The organism is Dickeya ananatis, from assembly GCF_019464615.1.
Lineage (GTDB): Bacteria > Pseudomonadota > Gammaproteobacteria > Enterobacterales > Enterobacteriaceae > Dickeya > Dickeya oryzae.
The window spans coordinates 4,536,512-4,552,976 of record NZ_CP040816.1 but is presented as its reverse complement, the minus strand read 5'-3'; the positions used below and the strand labels follow the sequence as shown (position 1 = coordinate 4,552,976).

General features: G+C 55.8%; 14 protein-coding genes. 2 read left to right on the top strand and 12 right to left on the bottom strand.

The features are described 5' to 3' along the window. Positions 1 to 27: 27 nt before the first annotated feature. From wecG to trxA, 12 genes are all read right to left on the bottom strand, one after another. A complete protein-coding gene (gene wecG, locus FGI04_RS20305) occupies positions 28 to 762 on the bottom strand; it encodes a lipopolysaccharide N-acetylmannosaminouronosyltransferase (protein ID WP_407321940.1) in 735 nt (244 codons plus the stop codon). Next, entirely contained in the window at positions 759 to 2,099 is a 1,341-nt protein-coding gene (gene wzyE, locus FGI04_RS20300) for an ECA oligosaccharide polymerase (RefSeq protein ID WP_407337167.1), read from the bottom strand. Before wzyE ends, wecG begins: the two co-directional genes overlap by 4 nt. Continuing rightward, positions 2,092 to 3,177: a TDP-N-acetylfucosamine:lipid II N-acetylfucosaminyltransferase gene (locus FGI04_RS20295; protein ID WP_407337166.1), complete on the bottom strand. Its 1,086-nt coding sequence runs from the start codon at positions 3,175 to 3,177 to the stop codon at positions 2,092 to 2,094. Before FGI04_RS20295 ends, wzyE begins: the two co-directional genes overlap by 8 nt. Next, entirely contained in the window at positions 3,174 to 4,424 is a 1,251-nt protein-coding gene (gene wzxE, locus FGI04_RS20290; RefSeq protein WP_342699355.1) for a lipid III flippase WzxE, read from the bottom strand. The genes FGI04_RS20295 and wzxE overlap by 4 nt, the downstream gene beginning before the upstream one ends. Next, complete coding sequence (rffA, locus tag FGI04_RS20285; RefSeq protein WP_407337164.1) at positions 4,424 to 5,554, bottom strand: dTDP-4-amino-4,6-dideoxygalactose transaminase; 1,131 nt, start codon at positions 5,552 to 5,554, stop codon at positions 4,424 to 4,426. The genes wzxE and rffA overlap by 1 nt, the downstream gene beginning before the upstream one ends. Positions 5,555 to 5,588: 34 nt before the next feature. After that, positions 5,589 to 6,293, bottom strand: coding sequence for a dTDP-4-amino-4,6-dideoxy-D-galactose acyltransferase (gene rffC / locus FGI04_RS20280; protein ID WP_342699357.1), 705 nt, complete (start codon positions 6,291 to 6,293; stop codon positions 5,589 to 5,591). 47 nt (positions 6,294 to 6,340) lie between these two features. Next, positions 6,341 to 7,603 (bottom strand): UDP-N-acetyl-D-mannosamine dehydrogenase, encoded by a 1,263-nt coding sequence (gene wecC, locus FGI04_RS20275; protein WP_407337162.1) that lies wholly within the window; start codon positions 7,601 to 7,603, stop codon positions 6,341 to 6,343. Further along, positions 7,600 to 8,730, bottom strand: a complete 1,131-nt coding sequence (gene wecB / locus FGI04_RS20270; RefSeq protein WP_407274197.1) for a non-hydrolyzing UDP-N-acetylglucosamine 2-epimerase — start codon at positions 8,728 to 8,730, stop codon at positions 7,600 to 7,602. Before wecB ends, wecC begins: the two co-directional genes overlap by 4 nt. Positions 8,731 to 8,822: 92 nt before the next feature. Further along, positions 8,823 to 9,851: an ECA polysaccharide chain length modulation protein gene (gene wzzE / locus FGI04_RS20265; RefSeq protein ID WP_407337161.1), complete on the bottom strand. Its 1,029-nt coding sequence runs from the start codon at positions 9,849 to 9,851 to the stop codon at positions 8,823 to 8,825. A 230-nt stretch (positions 9,852 to 10,081) separates the two neighbouring features. Further along, positions 10,082 to 11,155 (bottom strand): UDP-N-acetylglucosamine--undecaprenyl-phosphate N-acetylglucosaminephosphotransferase, encoded by a 1,074-nt coding sequence (gene wecA / locus FGI04_RS20260; protein WP_407337160.1) that lies wholly within the window; start codon positions 11,153 to 11,155, stop codon positions 10,082 to 10,084. A 238-nt stretch (positions 11,156 to 11,393) separates the two neighbouring features. Then, positions 11,394 to 12,653 carry a transcription termination factor Rho gene (gene rho, locus FGI04_RS20255; RefSeq protein ID WP_042873323.1) on the bottom strand — a complete coding sequence of 420 codons (1,260 nt, stop codon included), beginning with the start codon at positions 12,651 to 12,653 and terminating at the stop codon, positions 11,394 to 11,396. 412 nt (positions 12,654 to 13,065) lie between these two features. Then, the gene (gene trxA / locus FGI04_RS20250; RefSeq protein ID WP_012886502.1) at positions 13,066 to 13,392 is read right to left on the bottom strand and encodes a thioredoxin TrxA; all 327 of its coding nucleotides are present in this window, start codon (positions 13,390 to 13,392) and stop codon (positions 13,066 to 13,068) included. Positions 13,393 to 13,511: 119 nt separating this feature from the next. Here trxA and rhlB point away from each other — a divergent pair, with 119 nt between their 5' ends. Beyond that, positions 13,512 to 14,798 carry an ATP-dependent RNA helicase RhlB gene (gene rhlB / locus FGI04_RS20245; RefSeq protein ID WP_168366668.1) on the top strand — a complete coding sequence of 429 codons (1,287 nt, stop codon included), beginning with the start codon at positions 13,512 to 13,514 and terminating at the stop codon, positions 14,796 to 14,798. A 7-nt stretch (positions 14,799 to 14,805) separates the two neighbouring features. Further along, positions 14,806 to 16,302, top strand: a complete 1,497-nt coding sequence (ppx, locus tag FGI04_RS20240; protein ID WP_407274199.1) for an exopolyphosphatase — start codon at positions 14,806 to 14,808, stop codon at positions 16,300 to 16,302. Positions 16,303 to 16,465: the final 163 nt, after the last annotated feature.

The following is a 16,465-nucleotide window of genomic DNA, read 5'->3' as shown; positions in this document are numbered from 1 at the left end:
CCAGACTGATACCGCGATAAGCCGCGTCTACAGTCTACCGCTGATATGCCAGGCCAGATAGCGCAACAGCTTGAGCTGACGGCGAAAGCGGCTGGGTTGCGTCAATAAACGATACAACCACTCCACCCCATGGCGTTGCCACACCAGCGGGGCACGTTTGACCAGACCGGTAAACACATCATAAGTACCGCCGACCCCCATATAGAGGGCAGAGGGGTATAACTGGCGGCAATCGCGTATCAGTAATTCCTGACGGGGAGAACCCAGTGCTACCGTTACCAGCTGGGCACCACTATCACGCACACGCTCCAGTACTGCCTGTCGCTGCTGTGGCGCAAAATAGCCATCCTGCGTACCCACGATGTTAACCTGCCACAGATCTCGCAACTTGCGCTCGGTTGCAGCCAACACCGACGGCTTTCCTCCCAGCAAAAATACCGGCGTTCCCAATTCACCGGCACGCTGCATCAGAGCCTCCCAGAGATCGGCACCGGCGATACGTTCCACCTGTGCGAGCGGATACTTGCGGCGAATAGAACGCACAACGCTGATACCATCAGCATAGTTACAATGCCCTTCCTGCAACATCAACTCACGCAATGTCGCCTCGCGATCCGCCGCCAGTACCTTCTCGGCATTAATGGCAATCAGCGTGCCTGCTTGCGGCGAACCACCCGCAAACAGAATCGAGACACACTGCGCCTTATCCCGAAACCCATGCACCGGGATGCCGCGAATAACATATTGCGGCACATCATTCATTCCACTTCTCCTTGAAACAGGGGGAGACTCACCACCACACCAGCACGCAGCAGCAGCCAATACAGCAACTTGGCAACAAACAGGCAGGCGGCAAAAATCAGGCAGAAAAACACCACCCGTGAGACAAAGGCATCAACGCCCTCACGCACCAGCACAATCAGATTAAACACCGCGCCAAAACAAAATGCCTGCGATACGGCGGACAGATAGCGATTTTCGGCCTGTCTGCCGTAATGGTAAAGACGGTCAAATCCCTTGATGAGCAGCCCGATGGCGACTGCACCTGGCGGGATCAGCAGTGGCCCTCCCATGATCAACAAGGAGCCGAGCAGCGTCGGCGATATCGCCAGGCCAGCATGGTAATTCAGCACTTCCCAGGTGAAATAGTTGGCACTGTTCAACACCAGTGCCGGTCGCTCCGGCCACAACCAGGTGGGAATAAAGACATAAAAATCCCGCACGATGGGTGCCAGCCCCTGCAAGGTAATCTCGTCGAGGTGCTGCCACAGTGTGGCCAGATTTTCCCAAGGCGAGAAGGTGTCACGCGTCAGATACAAAAAGGTGTAAAACGCCTCGTCACCGTGCACATCCAACCCGTAGCGTTTCAGTGCCAGCCAAAACATCGCTACTATCCCGCTAGCGCCCGCGGCTATCAGCATCCACACCGTAATCCAGCCGCGTTGCAGGCCGATAAACAAAAACAGGGCGAAGGCAATAATGATATTGGCGCGGGTCCCGCCCACCAGCAGGTACGTCAGCCCACCAAATGTCACCGTCGCCAACAGAAAAATCAGCCAGGCGCGTCGGGTCTGGTGCAGGAAATACCACATCAGCATGGCGGGAATAAAAAAATAGAAGAAGCGCTTCAGGACGACGCCGATAACATCGCGCGAGAAAATCTGGCTATACGAACTGAGTTTAAACAGCAGCAAGCCGTTGTTGGCAAAGAACACGGCAGCGGTTGATAGCGCGACCAGCGCCAGCAGCCCACAGGTCAACCCCACCTCCAGACGTGTCATGGTTAACGGCGAAGGACGAGATACCGGTGAAGCAGGCCGCAGCCGGGTTTTATAACTGACATAATAAATGGCATAAAACGCTGTCGCAGACAGTTGCGCCTGCAATAAATTCAGCGGTGACGCCGTTTCCACACCGAAGCGAAACGCCAGCACGGCCGTCAACGGAAAGCCAAAATAGAACGTCAGTAAGTACAGCAGCGAAAACAACACATTGAAGTTAAAGCGCCAGCGGCGGAACTCTCGCCCACAGAGCCAGAGCACCATGCCACCGCCTCCCAGCCAGACCAGCCACAACCCGAAAAACGCCCACTCAGTCATGGCTGTCCCCCGCGGCTAACGCCAGCGCATGTCGCCACCCCTGTTCATAGCCAGGGCTGAAAAATGCAATCTGCCGGGTATCCACCTGTTTTAGCTGTTCGCGCGCCTCGCGCACGCGGGCCTCGCTCAGCGGTTCATCATCCAGCAATACCGGCAGGTGCTGCTCCGCCAAATCCTGCCGAAATGGATTATGACGGCTGATAACGAACGGCACCCCCAGTTGAATAAACAAACACAGGGTGCCGATCCCCTGCTGACGATGAAACAGAAAGTAGCCCAGACTGCAGGTTTTCAGTAGCGCCAGATACTCATCAAACGCCAGTGATTCACGCAGCACCCGGCAGCGGTCTGCACCGAACAGCGCCACCCCATGCTGTTCGACCTGCTCAATCCAGCGATGATTTCCGGCCGGATACCCCATCGGTACGATCACTCGCACCTGCGAGCCAAACTGGCGATGAATAGCATCAAACGCCGCCAGATGACGGTTACTGCGGTCACCAGAATTACCGACCAGAATGGTCAGCGGCGCGCCCGGTACTTTCTCATTCGCCCCCATGACGTGTTGCCCCAACCGGGTGGGGAAATAGAGCAGTGACGTCGCCGCAGCCGGATAACGCTGTCGAAAATAGTCGCTATCGCCGCGTGTGGCGAACACCCGGGCGACCCGCCGTTGCGCCAGCCGCCGCAGGCGGTAAAACCAGCGATAACGCCAGCCCTGGGCCTCTTCATACATATCCGCCCCCCAGATATGCCAGTAGGCTTGCGCCGGGCGGATAGCGCCGAACAGCAACGCCAGCCACACCCACGGGTTAAACTGGCCGTGAAAAAAGAAACGGACGGAGCTATCTGCCCGCGCCTGCGCTACCACTGCTCGCGCCAGCGCTCTCTGGCTGGAAAACCGAGTGATATGCAACATCGGGTAATCAGACTCAGAGAGCGCCTTCGTCGACACCACCATAAACCGGTGGGACTGGTGCAATGGCAACGACGGCGCGAGCGTATCATTAAAGAAACGCAGCACCGTGTGGTTATGGTGGGAAATATCCGCCCCCAGGACATGAATAAGTGTGGTCATGCACGCCTGCAATACAGCATGAAAACGCCGCAACACAACAAAAAATAGAGCGCATAGGTTGCCAGATACGCCTGTGCGGCACCCAACGCGCCGTGCAATGGAATCAGCCAACGGGCAAATCCGGTCAACAACAAAAACTGACTAAGTTCAGCCAGCACATAAAACCGCAGCGACGCTCTGGCCACCACCAGATACCCAAAGACGTAAGCGCCCACTTTCAAAACATCGCCCGCCAGTTGCCATGCAAACAGGGTACGCATGGTCGAAAATGCCCCGGAGAACAGGATGTGAATCGCCACATCACGCATCAACCAGATAACCACTGCCACGAGCACCGCGACCGGCAGCACAAATCGCAAGGTACTAAAAATCTCATGCCGGACAGCGTGCTTATCCTGCAAACGCGCCAGCGTCGGCAACAGATAAACGCTAAAGGATGCGGTAATAAACTGCAGCCAGGCATCAGAAATGGTCGTCATCCCCTGCCATAGCCCGACCTCCTGCCAGGTGTAATGAGCGGCCAGCAGGTTTCGCATCATCACATAGCCTACCGGCATCGTCACCGCGGTTATCAACGTCATTAAGCTAAACCGGGTTAACTGACCAGCCAGCGGCCACGACCAGCATGGAGTAAGTGCTCGCAAACGTAATGGCGTGCGCCGAAATAACAACAGCAATGCGGGTAAACAGGCTAATGCCGGAACCAACGCCAGTCCGACCAACGCCCCGGTATAGGCCCCCAGCCAGAAACTTATGCCGTAGGCGACCACACCCAGCAGGCTACCCGCTATCACCGCCAGCGCGTTGCCTGGCGCATCCTGATACCCTTTCAGTATCGCCAGCAGCAGGCTGGCCAGCGCAATCCCCAGTTGCAGACAAGCCAGTGCACGAATGACCGGCTGGTAGGTGTCATCGCCAAACAACAAGCGCGATAGCGGCGCAGACAGCAACCATAGCGACAACGTCAGCAACAATGAGAAACCCATCGACAGCGATACCGCCGTTCCCAGCAGCGGGCTGGCGCGGTCATGCTCAGGCGGCGCGGCAGCCACCGCACGGGTAACGCCGTTGACAATCCCCGCGCCCGCCATCACCCCCAACACGGTAATCAACTGCCGGTAGTTACCGGCAAGCCCGACACCTTCCGGGCCGAATGCCACCGCCAGTAGTTTGATAATCACCAACCCTGTGCCAATTTTGACCAGCGTGGAAGCCGCCGTCCACAACGATGCTCGCGCCAGTGACATCAGGAAAAGAAACCCAGCGCGGCATGGATGACGGTGCACTGATCCGCATCAGACAAGTTGTAGAACAGCGGCAAACGCACCAGCCGTTCGCTTTCCCGCGTCGTATTCTGGTCGTCACCGACAAAGCGGCCAAACTGACGCCCAGCCGGGCTGGAGTGCAACGGAATGTAATGGAAGACCGCCAGTATGTCTGCGGCTTTCATATGGCTGATAAACGCCGAGCGCTCCGCTTCATCCCGCAGGCGCAGGAAAAACAGATGGCCGTTGTGACGGCACTCTGGTGGGATCACCGGCAATGTCACACGGCCTGATGCCGCCAGCGGCGCGAACGCATGGGCATAGCGCTGCCATAACAACACACGCCGTTCATGGATGCGCTGCGCTGCCTCCAACTGCCCCCACAGGTACGCTGCCTGAATCTCCGCCATCAGATAGCTGGAGCCGATATCGCGCCAGGTGTACTTATCTGCCTGACCACGAAAGAATTGACTGCGGTTGGTGCCTTTCTCACGGATGATCTCGGCACGTGCCGCCAGTTCAGGATCATTAATCAGCGTCGCCCCGCCTTCACCACCGGCGGTGTAATTCTTGGTTTCATGGAAACTAAAGCAACCGATATGGCCGATAGAGCCCAGTGGCCGGTCCTGATAGTGCGACATCATGCCCTGCGCGGCATCCTCCACCACAAACAATCCATACCGCTGCGCCAGCGCCATGATAGCGTTCATATCGCAACCGACCCCCGCGTAATGCACCACAACGATAGCGCGTGTCTTCGCGGTGATCGCCGCTTCAAGGCCGTTTTCATCCAGATTGAGGGTATCCGGTCGGATATCGACAAACACAATGGTCGCACCACGCAACACAAACGCATTGGCGGTGGAAACGAAGGTATAGCTCGGCATGATGACTTCATCGCCGGACTGGATATTCAGCAATAACGCCGCCATTTCCAGCGACGCGGTACAAGAAGGCGTCAACAGAACCCTGTCACTGCCGGAGTAGTGCTCCAGCCACTGCTGACAACGGTGGGTAAACGCGCCGTCGCCACTGAGTTTGCCGCTGCGCATCGCCGCCTGCATATACTCCAGTTCCGATCCCACCACTGGGGGTGCGTTAAAAGGAATCATCTCGTCACCCGCAGGGTCTTCATCCGTCGAACCTTCATCGATAAAACCAGTAGGCGGTGCTCTCCACCCGTGCGCCACTGCGCAGATAGAGCCGTAATGCCGCCAGGTTGCTGGTCTGGGTCGCCACCGTCAGCCGACGAATCCCGCGCTGCTGGCACCAGACCCGCGCGACCTGCATCAATCGCTGGCCAATCCCTTGCCCGGTCATACCAGGCCAGGCGGATAACACACCAATGCGCGCCGCATTGGGTGATGTCTGGCGTAACGTCACAAAACCTTGTAACGGCCCGCCCTGCGCCCCCAGTACCAGACAAGCATCATCAAAGGTGCCGTAGACCGCCTTTTCCACCCAACGGGCGTAAAAACGCCCGCAGTCATCCGGTCGATACCACGGCGAGCGAAAACGGCTCAGCACAAAACTTTTTGCCGCCGCCGCCCGCAATGCCGGGATATCGCCGACGTCGGCATCGCGCACCCCCACAGCAAACACCGCGCGGGCGGCGGGGACGACCGGCATACTGAAATCCACCTCACCTTCTGCCAACCGAAATCCCAGTTCTGACAAGGCATCGGCCGTCGGCAAATCACCTGCCGCCAGTTTCGCCTGGCATAGCTCATAGCGATCGAGATCAGTGGACGCTAACGGCGGTGCAATGTCGGTGAAACTTAAGCGCCCGCAGATACGTTGGAAAAACTCACTTTCCCAAACTAGCGGTTCAATTGCAGCACAAACAGGCATAGGCCACTCCGGTTAACGCAGAATCAACAGAGGCCACCAACGCCGTCTTACCGCCAGACGCCTTTGGTGTCCACCACCCAACGTTGCGCTACCTGCTCAGGGGCAATCGCCCTGAACTGCCGGTGATCAACCAGTAGCACCAGCATATCCGCTTCCTTTAGCGCGCGATCGCTATCCACCAGCGCCGCTTTTCCCTGTAAACCCGGCGGTAACTGCCGGATATAAGGCTCGACCACCCAGGTTGGGCCGGTATGCCATTGTGCAATCTGCTCCGCAATCGCCAGTGCAGGGCTCTCGCGCAGGTCCTCCACATCCGGCTTAAACGCCAGCCCCAGACAGGCGATGCACAGATCTCGGGCCGATTTCCCTCCCTGAACCAGCGCATCCGCCACCCTGATTTTGACCTGATCCACCACCCAGCGCGGTTTGTCATCATTCACTTCACGCGCGGTACGAATCAGGCGGGCCTGCTGTGGGTGCTGCGCCACGATAAACCAAGGGTCGATTGCGATACAGTGGCCGCCAACGCCCGGCCCCGGCTGCAAAACAGTGACCCGCGGGTGACGGTTGGCCAGTCGAATCAGCTCCCAGACATTGATCTGTTGCTCAGCACAAATCCGCGATAACTCATTGGCAAAGGCAATATTCACATCCCGAAAGCTGTTTTCCGTCAGTTTGCACATCTCTGCGGTACGGGAGTCCGTCGTCACACATTCCCCCTTGAGGAAAAGGCGATACAGCTCGCTGGCTCGTGCCGAGCAACGCGGCGTCATCCCACCAATCACCCGTTCGTGGCTGAGCAACTCCTCCATAATGCGGCCAGGCAATACCCGTTCAGGGCAATAAGCAATACGGATGTCCGACGCAACACCAGCCTGTTGAGGAAAGCTCAGGTCAGGGCGTGCCTGCGCCAACCACTCTGCCATGTGCTCCGTGGTACCGACCGGCGAGGTGGACTCCAGAATCACCACATCCCCCGGCTTCAATACTGGCGCCAACGATAACGCAGCGGCCTGTACCAACGACACATCGGGTTGATGGTCAGCCTTTAGCGGTGTCGGCACCGCGATGATAAACGCCTCTGCCGGTACCGGACGACTGCCAACCTGTAGATAGCCTTGCGCCACCGCCTGTTGCAGCGTCTGCGCCAGCCCCGGCTCCGCAATATGAGTATGGCCTTGCCTGACCGTCTCCACCACGTGCGGGTTCACATCCACGCCAAAAACAGACTGTTGTCGCGCCGCCAACACGGCGGCAGTCGGCAGGCCGATGTATCCCAGCCCCAGCACACAGATACGGTTAAAACTCATGCAGTCACCCGGTGTTGTTTCAAAACAGAAAGAATGCGCTGACTGGCTAACCCATCGCCGTAAGGGTTATGGGCATAGCTCATCGCCTGATACGCAGACGCATCCGTCAGCAGTCGGGAAACTTCACGAACAATCGTCGCGGTATCGGTTCCTACCAGCCGTACCGTACCCGCCGCCAACGCTTCCGGTCTCTCAGTGGTTTCCCGCATCACCAGTACCGGTTTTCCAAGCGAAGGGGCTTCTTCCTGGATCCCGCCCGAATCGGTCAGGATCAGCCAGGCACGGTGCATCAAATAGACGAAGGGCAAATAGTCCTGCGGCATTATCAGATGCACATTATCGATATCGCCCAGAATACGCTGGACCGGCTCCCGCACATGCGGGTTACGGTGCACCGGATACACAATCTGAATATCCGAATGATGGTGGGCAAGCGTCGCCAGCGCATGACAAATCCGCTCCATCCCCTCGCCAAAGCTCTCTCGCCGATGGCTGGTAACCAGCACTATTTTTCGCTCCGGCGTAAGAAAAGCGTACTTCTCCTGCAACTGAGCGCACAATGCCGCATCATGGAGGATGCGATCCCGTACCCAGAATAACGCGTCAATCACAGAATTCCCTGTCACCCAGATGCGTGAAGACGGCACGTGTTCACGTCGCAGGTTCTGCCGCGCGTTGGCCGTCGGCGCAAAGTGGTAGGTCGCCAGGCTGCCCGTCAGCAGGCGATTCGCTTCTTCAGGCCACGGAGAGGACAATGTGCCGGTACGCAGCCCTGCCTCGACATGGGCGACCGGGATACGGTGATAAAACCCCGCCAGGCTTGCCATCAGCGTTGTGGTGGTATCACCGTGCACCAGCATCAGGTCGGGCTGAAGTTGGGTCAATACCGGCCCTAATCCTGCAAGAATACGAGAGGAAATCTCCACCAGCCCCTGATCCGGCTGCATAATATTGAGATCATAGTCAGGCGTAATCTCAAACAGACGCAGTACCTGATCCAGCATGTCACGATGCTGTGCCGTCACGCAGACGTGGGATTCAAAGCAGGCATCCTGAGCCATCGCTCGTATTATCGGTGCCATCTTTATCGCTTCAGGGCGAGTGCCAAAGACCGTCAAAACTTTCACTGATGACTCTCTTTATTCCGGCCTGAGTTACGGTTTGCCGCCACGGTAAAACAAGGGTGACCGGCCCACCGCGCTATCAACGCGCTGAACATTTAATCACGCCGACGCCGCGCCAGCGCCAGTCCGGCCCCCATCACCAGACCAATGCTGCCCCACATCAGTAGCAGAAGATTACGACGTGGACTGTCGCGATGCACAGGCTCTTGCGGCGTATGCAAATAGCGGTAAGTATGAAACCTGTCCGCCAGCGCCGGACCGCTTTCCAGCATCGCCAGTACTGCCTGACGCGGTGCGTAATCCGCATCGAATGCCGGGCCATTGGCCTTCAGCATCTCCAGACGTGCCTGTAGCCAGGCCGAACCTTGCAGAAATAACGCCGAATCGGACGGTGCATCATGCTTCGGCTGTGTTATCCCCTGCTGGCGGGCGATAGCCAGTGCTTGCGTCACGCGCCGTAGCTCCTGGTCATGCGCCACCCGGGCAACCGCGTCCTCACGTTGCAGCCAGGTACGCTCAAACCGAATACGTGCTTCCCAGTTTCCCGCCAGGTCTTGGTTCAGATGATTGACGGCACGCTGGTTAGCAAACTGTATATATTGTCGTAACAGGTTACTGGCGTCTTGTGGGTTATCGGCCGCCAGCTTAAGGGTATCATTGGTTTTTTTAGCCTCATCGTGCGTTATAAACTGAATATCGTTGATAAGCGTATCCAGCAGGACAGCATCTGCCTTGTTGTCGTCTTTTCGACGTTCACGGTAATACGGTGACTGTAGCCAAAACTCGCGCCGGGTATCGTAGGCGGCAGCCTGCAGAGTAAACTCGGTATAGGCATCCGCCACGATAGTACTGCCATCCGGCACCACCGTTGACGATGCATCCAGCGAGCGCAGCCACTGCTGCTGTTCAAAAAACGTCGACAGCATCGCAACCGCCGGTTTATCCGTTACTGCCGTCGCGCGCCACACCGGTTGAGCCAGCCAGGAATACACCAGCGCCAGCAGTGCCAATAACGCCGCCGAGCCGACAATCCAGCCCTTGCCCTGCCATAACACCCGGCAGAGCTGGCGAATATCCAGTTCATTATCCAACGACACCGCCTGGGGGGAGATTTCCGGTTTCATTGTGTTTCCCGATTCGGTTTATAAAAATTGGGATTATGCCCAAAATAATTCGAGTTGCAGGACAACACGCTCGCGTGTTGAACAACGCAACGCGTTGGCCCATTAGGGCAAGGCTCATTGAGCCTTGTAACGCGGCGATGCAGCGAATCCCCAGGAGCTTACATCAGTAAGTGACTGGGGTGAGCGAGGAAAGCCAACGCACCTGCAACTTGAAGTATGACGGGTATATATCAACAATAGCGATGATTGCGCCAGTAACGCTGAATACGCCGGACAACGCGCGCCACTCGCCACGCCCGCGTAATGCAGTAGCCATAACCACCAAATACCAGCAAAAACAGCACAAACATCACGTACTCGGGAATCGCCAACCATTCACCGGCAATCCCCATGCCCGCCAGTAACGCGGCGGCCAGTGTAATCAACAGGCACGCCTGACGGGAAGTCAATCCGGCACGCATCAGCAGATGATGGATATGCTGACGATCCGGCGAAAACAGATTTGAGCCTTTGCGCAACCGGCGATAGACAATCGCCACCATATCCATCAGTGGAATAGCGATAACCCACAATGCCGTTACCGGCCGGATAGCACTCTCCGGCCCCTGAGAGCCTTGCAGCAGTAGCCAGATGGCGGTAAACCCCATCAGGGTACTACCCGCATCTCCCATGAAAACCTTATAACGTCGGCCGAAGCATTCAAGGTTCAACAGACTATACGGCAAGATGGCAGCAATCATGGCAAAACTCCAAAACGCCAGCGCGTTGCTGCCGTGGAGATAGAATAAAATGCCCAAGCCGACAAACAACACGCCAGACAACCCGCCCAGCAAACCATCGATGCCATCCACCATGTTGAAAGCATTGATAGCCGTCCATACCACCAATAACGTCATGGGATAACGCATCATCCCCAGTCCGATATCCCAGCTCGGCCCCAGAATATACCCCAGACGCAGCAACATCAGCCCGGCCAGCGCCATCATTATTATGGCAACAACCGTCTGTACCGTAGCCCGGATACCAATGCTGATGTCAAAGCGATCGTCCAGTGCGCCAACCAGCACCAGCAACCCCGCACACAGCAGGTAAACCGGGAAATGGGGAATCGACTCGGGAATGAAAAACGGCAACAGACAGACACCGGCGTAGACAGAAATTCCGCCAACCAGTGGCACCGCGCCACGATGGCGTTTACGGTGATTTGGTCTGTCGACCAGACCGGTTTTTCTCGCTACATGACGCGCCAGCAGCAGGGAGAAAAAAGAGCACAGGAATACGGCGACTAATTGAGCACTCATCATGATTCATTCACGCTTATCAGTGCCTGATGATACTACTGCGAATTATGCCAACCGAGGCTAATTTACCAAATTTTTCAGAAAGTTCCTGCACGTTCACGTAACAAAACATGATGCGTTCTGCCCGCATTAGCGCCACAGGATTGAAAACATGCAAGACCGGCCGAACAGACAGAAACAAAAAACGCCACGGATTCGTGGCGTTTTGTTTGATGACATAACCCGTTACTGGGAAAACCGGTTACGACCGTTTCATCATATCGAAGAATTCGTCGTTGGTTTTGGTCATCGCCAGTTTGTTGATCAAGAACTCCATCGCGTCGATTTCCCCCATCGGGTGGATAATCTTGCGCAGAATCCACATCTTCTGCAGCTCTTCAGACGTGGTCAACAGCTCTTCCTTACGGGTACCGGAGCGGTTGTAATCAATCGCCGGGAACACACGTTTCTCCGCAATCTTACGAGACAGGTGCAGTTCCATGTTACCGGTGCCCTTAAATTCTTCGTAAATCACTTCGTCCATCTTCGAGCCGGTATCGATCAGCGCGGTGGCGATGATAGTCAGGCTGCCGCCCTCTTCAACGTTACGGGCCGCACCAAAGAAACGCTTCGGACGATGCAGGGCGTTAGCATCCACACCACCGGTCAGGACTTTACCGGATGCCGGTACTACGGTGTTGTAGGCACGAGCCAGACGGGTGATAGAGTCCAGCAGGATAATCACGTCTTTCTTATGCTCAACCAGACGCTTGGCTTTCTCAATCACCATTTCGGCGACCTGAACGTGGCGAGAAGCGGGTTCGTCGAACGTCGACGCCACCACTTCCCCTTTCACCAGACGCTGCATTTCCGTCACTTCTTCCGGACGTTCGTCAATCAGCAGCACCATCAGCACGCAATCCGGATGGTTGTAAGCAATGCTCTGGGCAATGTTTTGCAGCAGCATGGTTTTACCGGCTTTCGGCGGCGCAACAATCAGACCACGCTGTCCACGACCGATAGGGGCGGCCAGGTCCAGCACGCGGGCGGTCAGGTCTTCGGTAGAACCGTTGCCACGCTCCATACGCAGGCGCGAATTAGCATGCAGCGGTGTCAGGTTCTCAAACAGGATCTTGCTGCGGGCATTTTCCGGTTTGTCGTAGTTGACTTCATTGACCTTCAACAGCGCGAAATAGCGTTCACCCTCTTTCGGAGGACGAATCTTACCGGAAATGGTGTCACCAGTGCGGAGGTTGAAGCGTCGGATTTGGCTGGGGGAAACGTAGATATCATCAGGGCCGGCGAGGTAGGAACTGTCTGCGGAGCGGAGGAAACCAAAACCATCCTGCAATATTTCCAGTACGCCATCGCCAAAGATATCTTCACCACTTTTCGCGTGCTGCTTGAGGATAGCGAAAATAATATCCTGTTTACGCATGCGAGCCAGATTCTCCAGCCCCATATTTTCGCCAAGAGTAATTAACTCAGACACTGGCGTATTTTTTAATTCGGTAAGATTCATAATGGTGGGTTCTTAAACTCGGGGTAAATCTCGAACTATTAACGTGAATGGTATGGCAGGAACATCCATGCCGCTTAACAGCCTTCAATCACCAGACACTGTGTTGCTCAGGCTTAATCGCACTGACGCTACGCACACTCATGGCAAGAGGTCGAAGACACCGTAAAACTAATTAATGTAAAACTGTCAGATTGCCAGACTGGACACTAACATAATGAAAATTAATGATTTCCAAACCTGACATGGGATAAAACTTTAGATTCTAACTTCAGGCTCAAGCCTAATGGCTTAAACTAAGGTAAGTACGATATGCAGTATTGACGAATCTAGCACGCTTCCCGGTGGGCGTCCAGCGGTCAGAATGAGAAAATCTCATCACCCCGCTGTCGCCCAGGAAAGCCAGTATGACGGATTACAGATTGGCGTTCAGGAACTCTTTCAGTTGCCCTTTGGACAACGCACCGACTTTGGTCGCCGCCACTTCGCCGTTTTTAAACAGCAGCAGCGTCGGGATACCACGAATACCGTATTTCGGTGCGGTAGCCGGGTTGTCATCGATGTTGAGCTTGGCGATGGTCAGTTTACCTTCATACTCGTCGGCGATCTCATCCAGAATCGGAGCAATCATTTTACAAGGACCACACCAGTCAGCCCAGAAATCAACCAGTGTCACATGTTCAGACTGCAGTACGTCTGTCTCGAAGCTGTCGTCCGTCAGATGAATAATTTTATCGCTCATGTTTTACTCCGCAGGATTATCTCTACCCAGTTGGTGTAGCATTAACCAACTATGAGGTTGACTTTATTTCACTGGATACGCTTTCGTAAAGCAATAGTTAACTGATATTCTACCACGCTATGAGCAAAACACACTTAACCGAACAGAAGTTTTCCGACTTCGCACTGCACCCGCAGGTTATTGAAGCTCTTGAAAATAAAGGCTTTCATAACTGCACGCCCATTCAGGCGCTGGCGTTGCCGCTGACGCTGTCGGGCCGTGACGTGGCGGGACAAGCGCAAACCGGAACAGGCAAGACGCTGGCGTTTCTGGCGTCTACATTTCATTATTTGCTGACCCACCCCGCACCCGCTGAACGCCAGACCAATCAACCCCGCGCCTTGATTATGGCGCCGACCCGTGAACTGGCGGTGCAAATCCATACCGATGCTGAAGCGCTGGCGAAAGCCACCGGTCTGCGGTTGGGGCTGGCTTACGGTGGCGACGGCTACGACAAGCAGCTAAAAGTACTGGAAGACGGCGTCGATATTCTGATCGGTACCACCGGTCGTTTAATCGACTACACCAAACAAAACCATATCCATATGGGCGCCATCCAGGTCGTGGTGCTGGACGAAGCCGATCGTATGTACGATCTCGGCTTTATCAAGGATATCCGCTGGTTATTCCGTCGCATGCCGCCGGCTAATCAGCGTCTGAACATGCTGTTTTCCGCCACCTTATCCTATCGCGTGCGCGAGTTGGCGTTCGAACAGATGAACAACGCCGAATATGTTGAAGTGGAGCCGGAGCAGAAAACCGGTCATCGCATCAAGGAAGAGCTGTTCTACCCTTCCAATGAAGAGAAAATGCGTCTGCTGCAAACGTTGATCGAAGAAGAGTGGCCAGATCGCTGCATCATCTTCGCTAACACCAAGCACCGTTGTGAAGAGATTTGGGGCCACCTGGCCGCGGATGGTCATCGTGTCGGGCTGCTGACCGGTGACGTAGCACAGAAAAAACGGCTACGCATTCTGGAAGAATTCACCCAAGGCAACCTGGATATTCTGGTCGCCACCGATGTGGCGGCACGCGGCTTGCACATTCCGTTGGTCACTCATGTATTCAACTACGACCTGCCTGACGATTGTGAGGATTACGTCCATCGCATCGGCCGTACCGGCCGTGCGGGTGCCAGCGGCTGTTCTATCAGCCTGGCCTGTGAAGAATACGCACTGAATCTGCCAGCCATTGAAGACTATATCGGCCATCGTATCCCGGTGAGCAAATACAACAGCGAAGCGCTGATGACCGGATTGCCCGAGCCTAAGCGCCTGAGCCGTCCACGCACCAGTGGTGGCCCTCGCCGTCCCGGCGCGCCTCGCCGCAGCGGTGCGCCTCGTAACAATCGAAAACGACCGGGTTGAGTTGCCGATGCTGAGCGCTTCTTCTCTTTATGCCGCAATCGATTTAGGGTCCAACAGCTTTCATATGCTGGTGGTGCGTGAGGTGGCAGGCAGTGTACAGACGCTGGCTCGCATCAAACGGAAAGTCAGACTGGCTGCCGGACTGGACGCGAATAACCGCCTCTCACCGGAAGCTATGCAGCGTGGCTGGCAATGTCTGGCACTATTCTCCGAACGGTTGCAGGACATTCCGCCACAACAAGTGCGAGTCGTGGCGACCGCCACATTAAGGCTGGCCACCAACGCGGATGAATTCCTGGAACGTGCCCAACAGATTCTGGGCCTGCCGATTCAGGTGATCAGTGGTGAAGAAGAAGCTCGGCTCATCTATCAGGGCGTCGCCCATACCACCGGTGGACCAGAACAACGGCTGGTGGTGGATATCGGCGGCGGCAGTACCGAACTGGCGACCGGTACGGGGGCCCGTCATACCCAACTCTTCAGCCTGCCAATGGGTTGCGTGACCTGGCTGGAGCGGTATTTTACCGATCGCGATCTGACCCTGGCGCATTTTGAGCGGGCCGAACAGGCAGCTCGTGAAATGTTACAGCCGGTAAAAGACATTCTGCGTCAGCAGGGCTGGCAAATTTGCGTCGGCGCGTCGGGCACAGTACAGGCGTTACAGGAAATCATGGTGGCGCAGGGGATGGATGAATACATCACCCTCAGTAAGTTGCGCCAGCTGAAACAGCGCGCCATCCAGTGCAGTAAGCTGGAAGAGCTGGAAATTGAGGGCCTTACGCTGGAGCGTGCGTTGGTGTTTCCCAGCGGCCTATCCATCCTGTTGGCTATCTTTCAGGAACTGGATATCGACTCCATGACGTTGGCAGGCGGTGCGCTGCGCGAAGGACTGGTCTACGGCATGTTGCATCTGCCAATTGAGCAGGATATCCGCCACCGTACTCTGAAAAACCTGCAACGCCGTTACCTGCTGGATAGCGAACAGGCGCAACGGGTCAGGCTGCTGGCGGATAATTTTTTACAGCAGGTCGCCCGCGACTGGCAGTTAGATGGCCGATGTCGGGAATTACTGGCTAGCGCCTGTCTGATTCACGAAATCGGCCTGAGTGTCGATTTCCGTCAGGCACCGCAGCATGCGGCCTATCTGGTTCGCAACAGCGATTTGCCGGGCTTCACACCGGCACAGAAAAAATTGCTGGCGACACTGTTACAAAACCAAAGCAACACCATCGACCCGATTCCCCTTACTCAGCAAAACGCCTTGCCAGTTACTCTGGCACAGCGGTTATGTCGCCTGCTGCGACTGGCGATTATCTTTGCCAGCCGCCGACGCGACGACACCCTACCGGCAGTGCGCCTGCGAGTAGAAGGCGATAGTCTGCGTGTCATTCTGCCGACTGGCTGGCTTGATCAACATCCTCTGCGAGCCGAAACCCTGTCGCAGGAAAGTCTGTGGCAAAGCTACGTGCACTGGCCACTTCTCATCGAAGAACACACCGTCTGACAGCAAAAAGGGGTAACAATTAGTTACCCCTTTTTTTTATCCCCTCGACTAGGTTTGTGATCGCTTCCGGGGAAAAAAGGAATACGGGATGTATTTTTATAAAACACCGTTTCTTTTTGGAAGTCATGCTGTACCTGGACCGAATACAGACTACTGCCTGAAT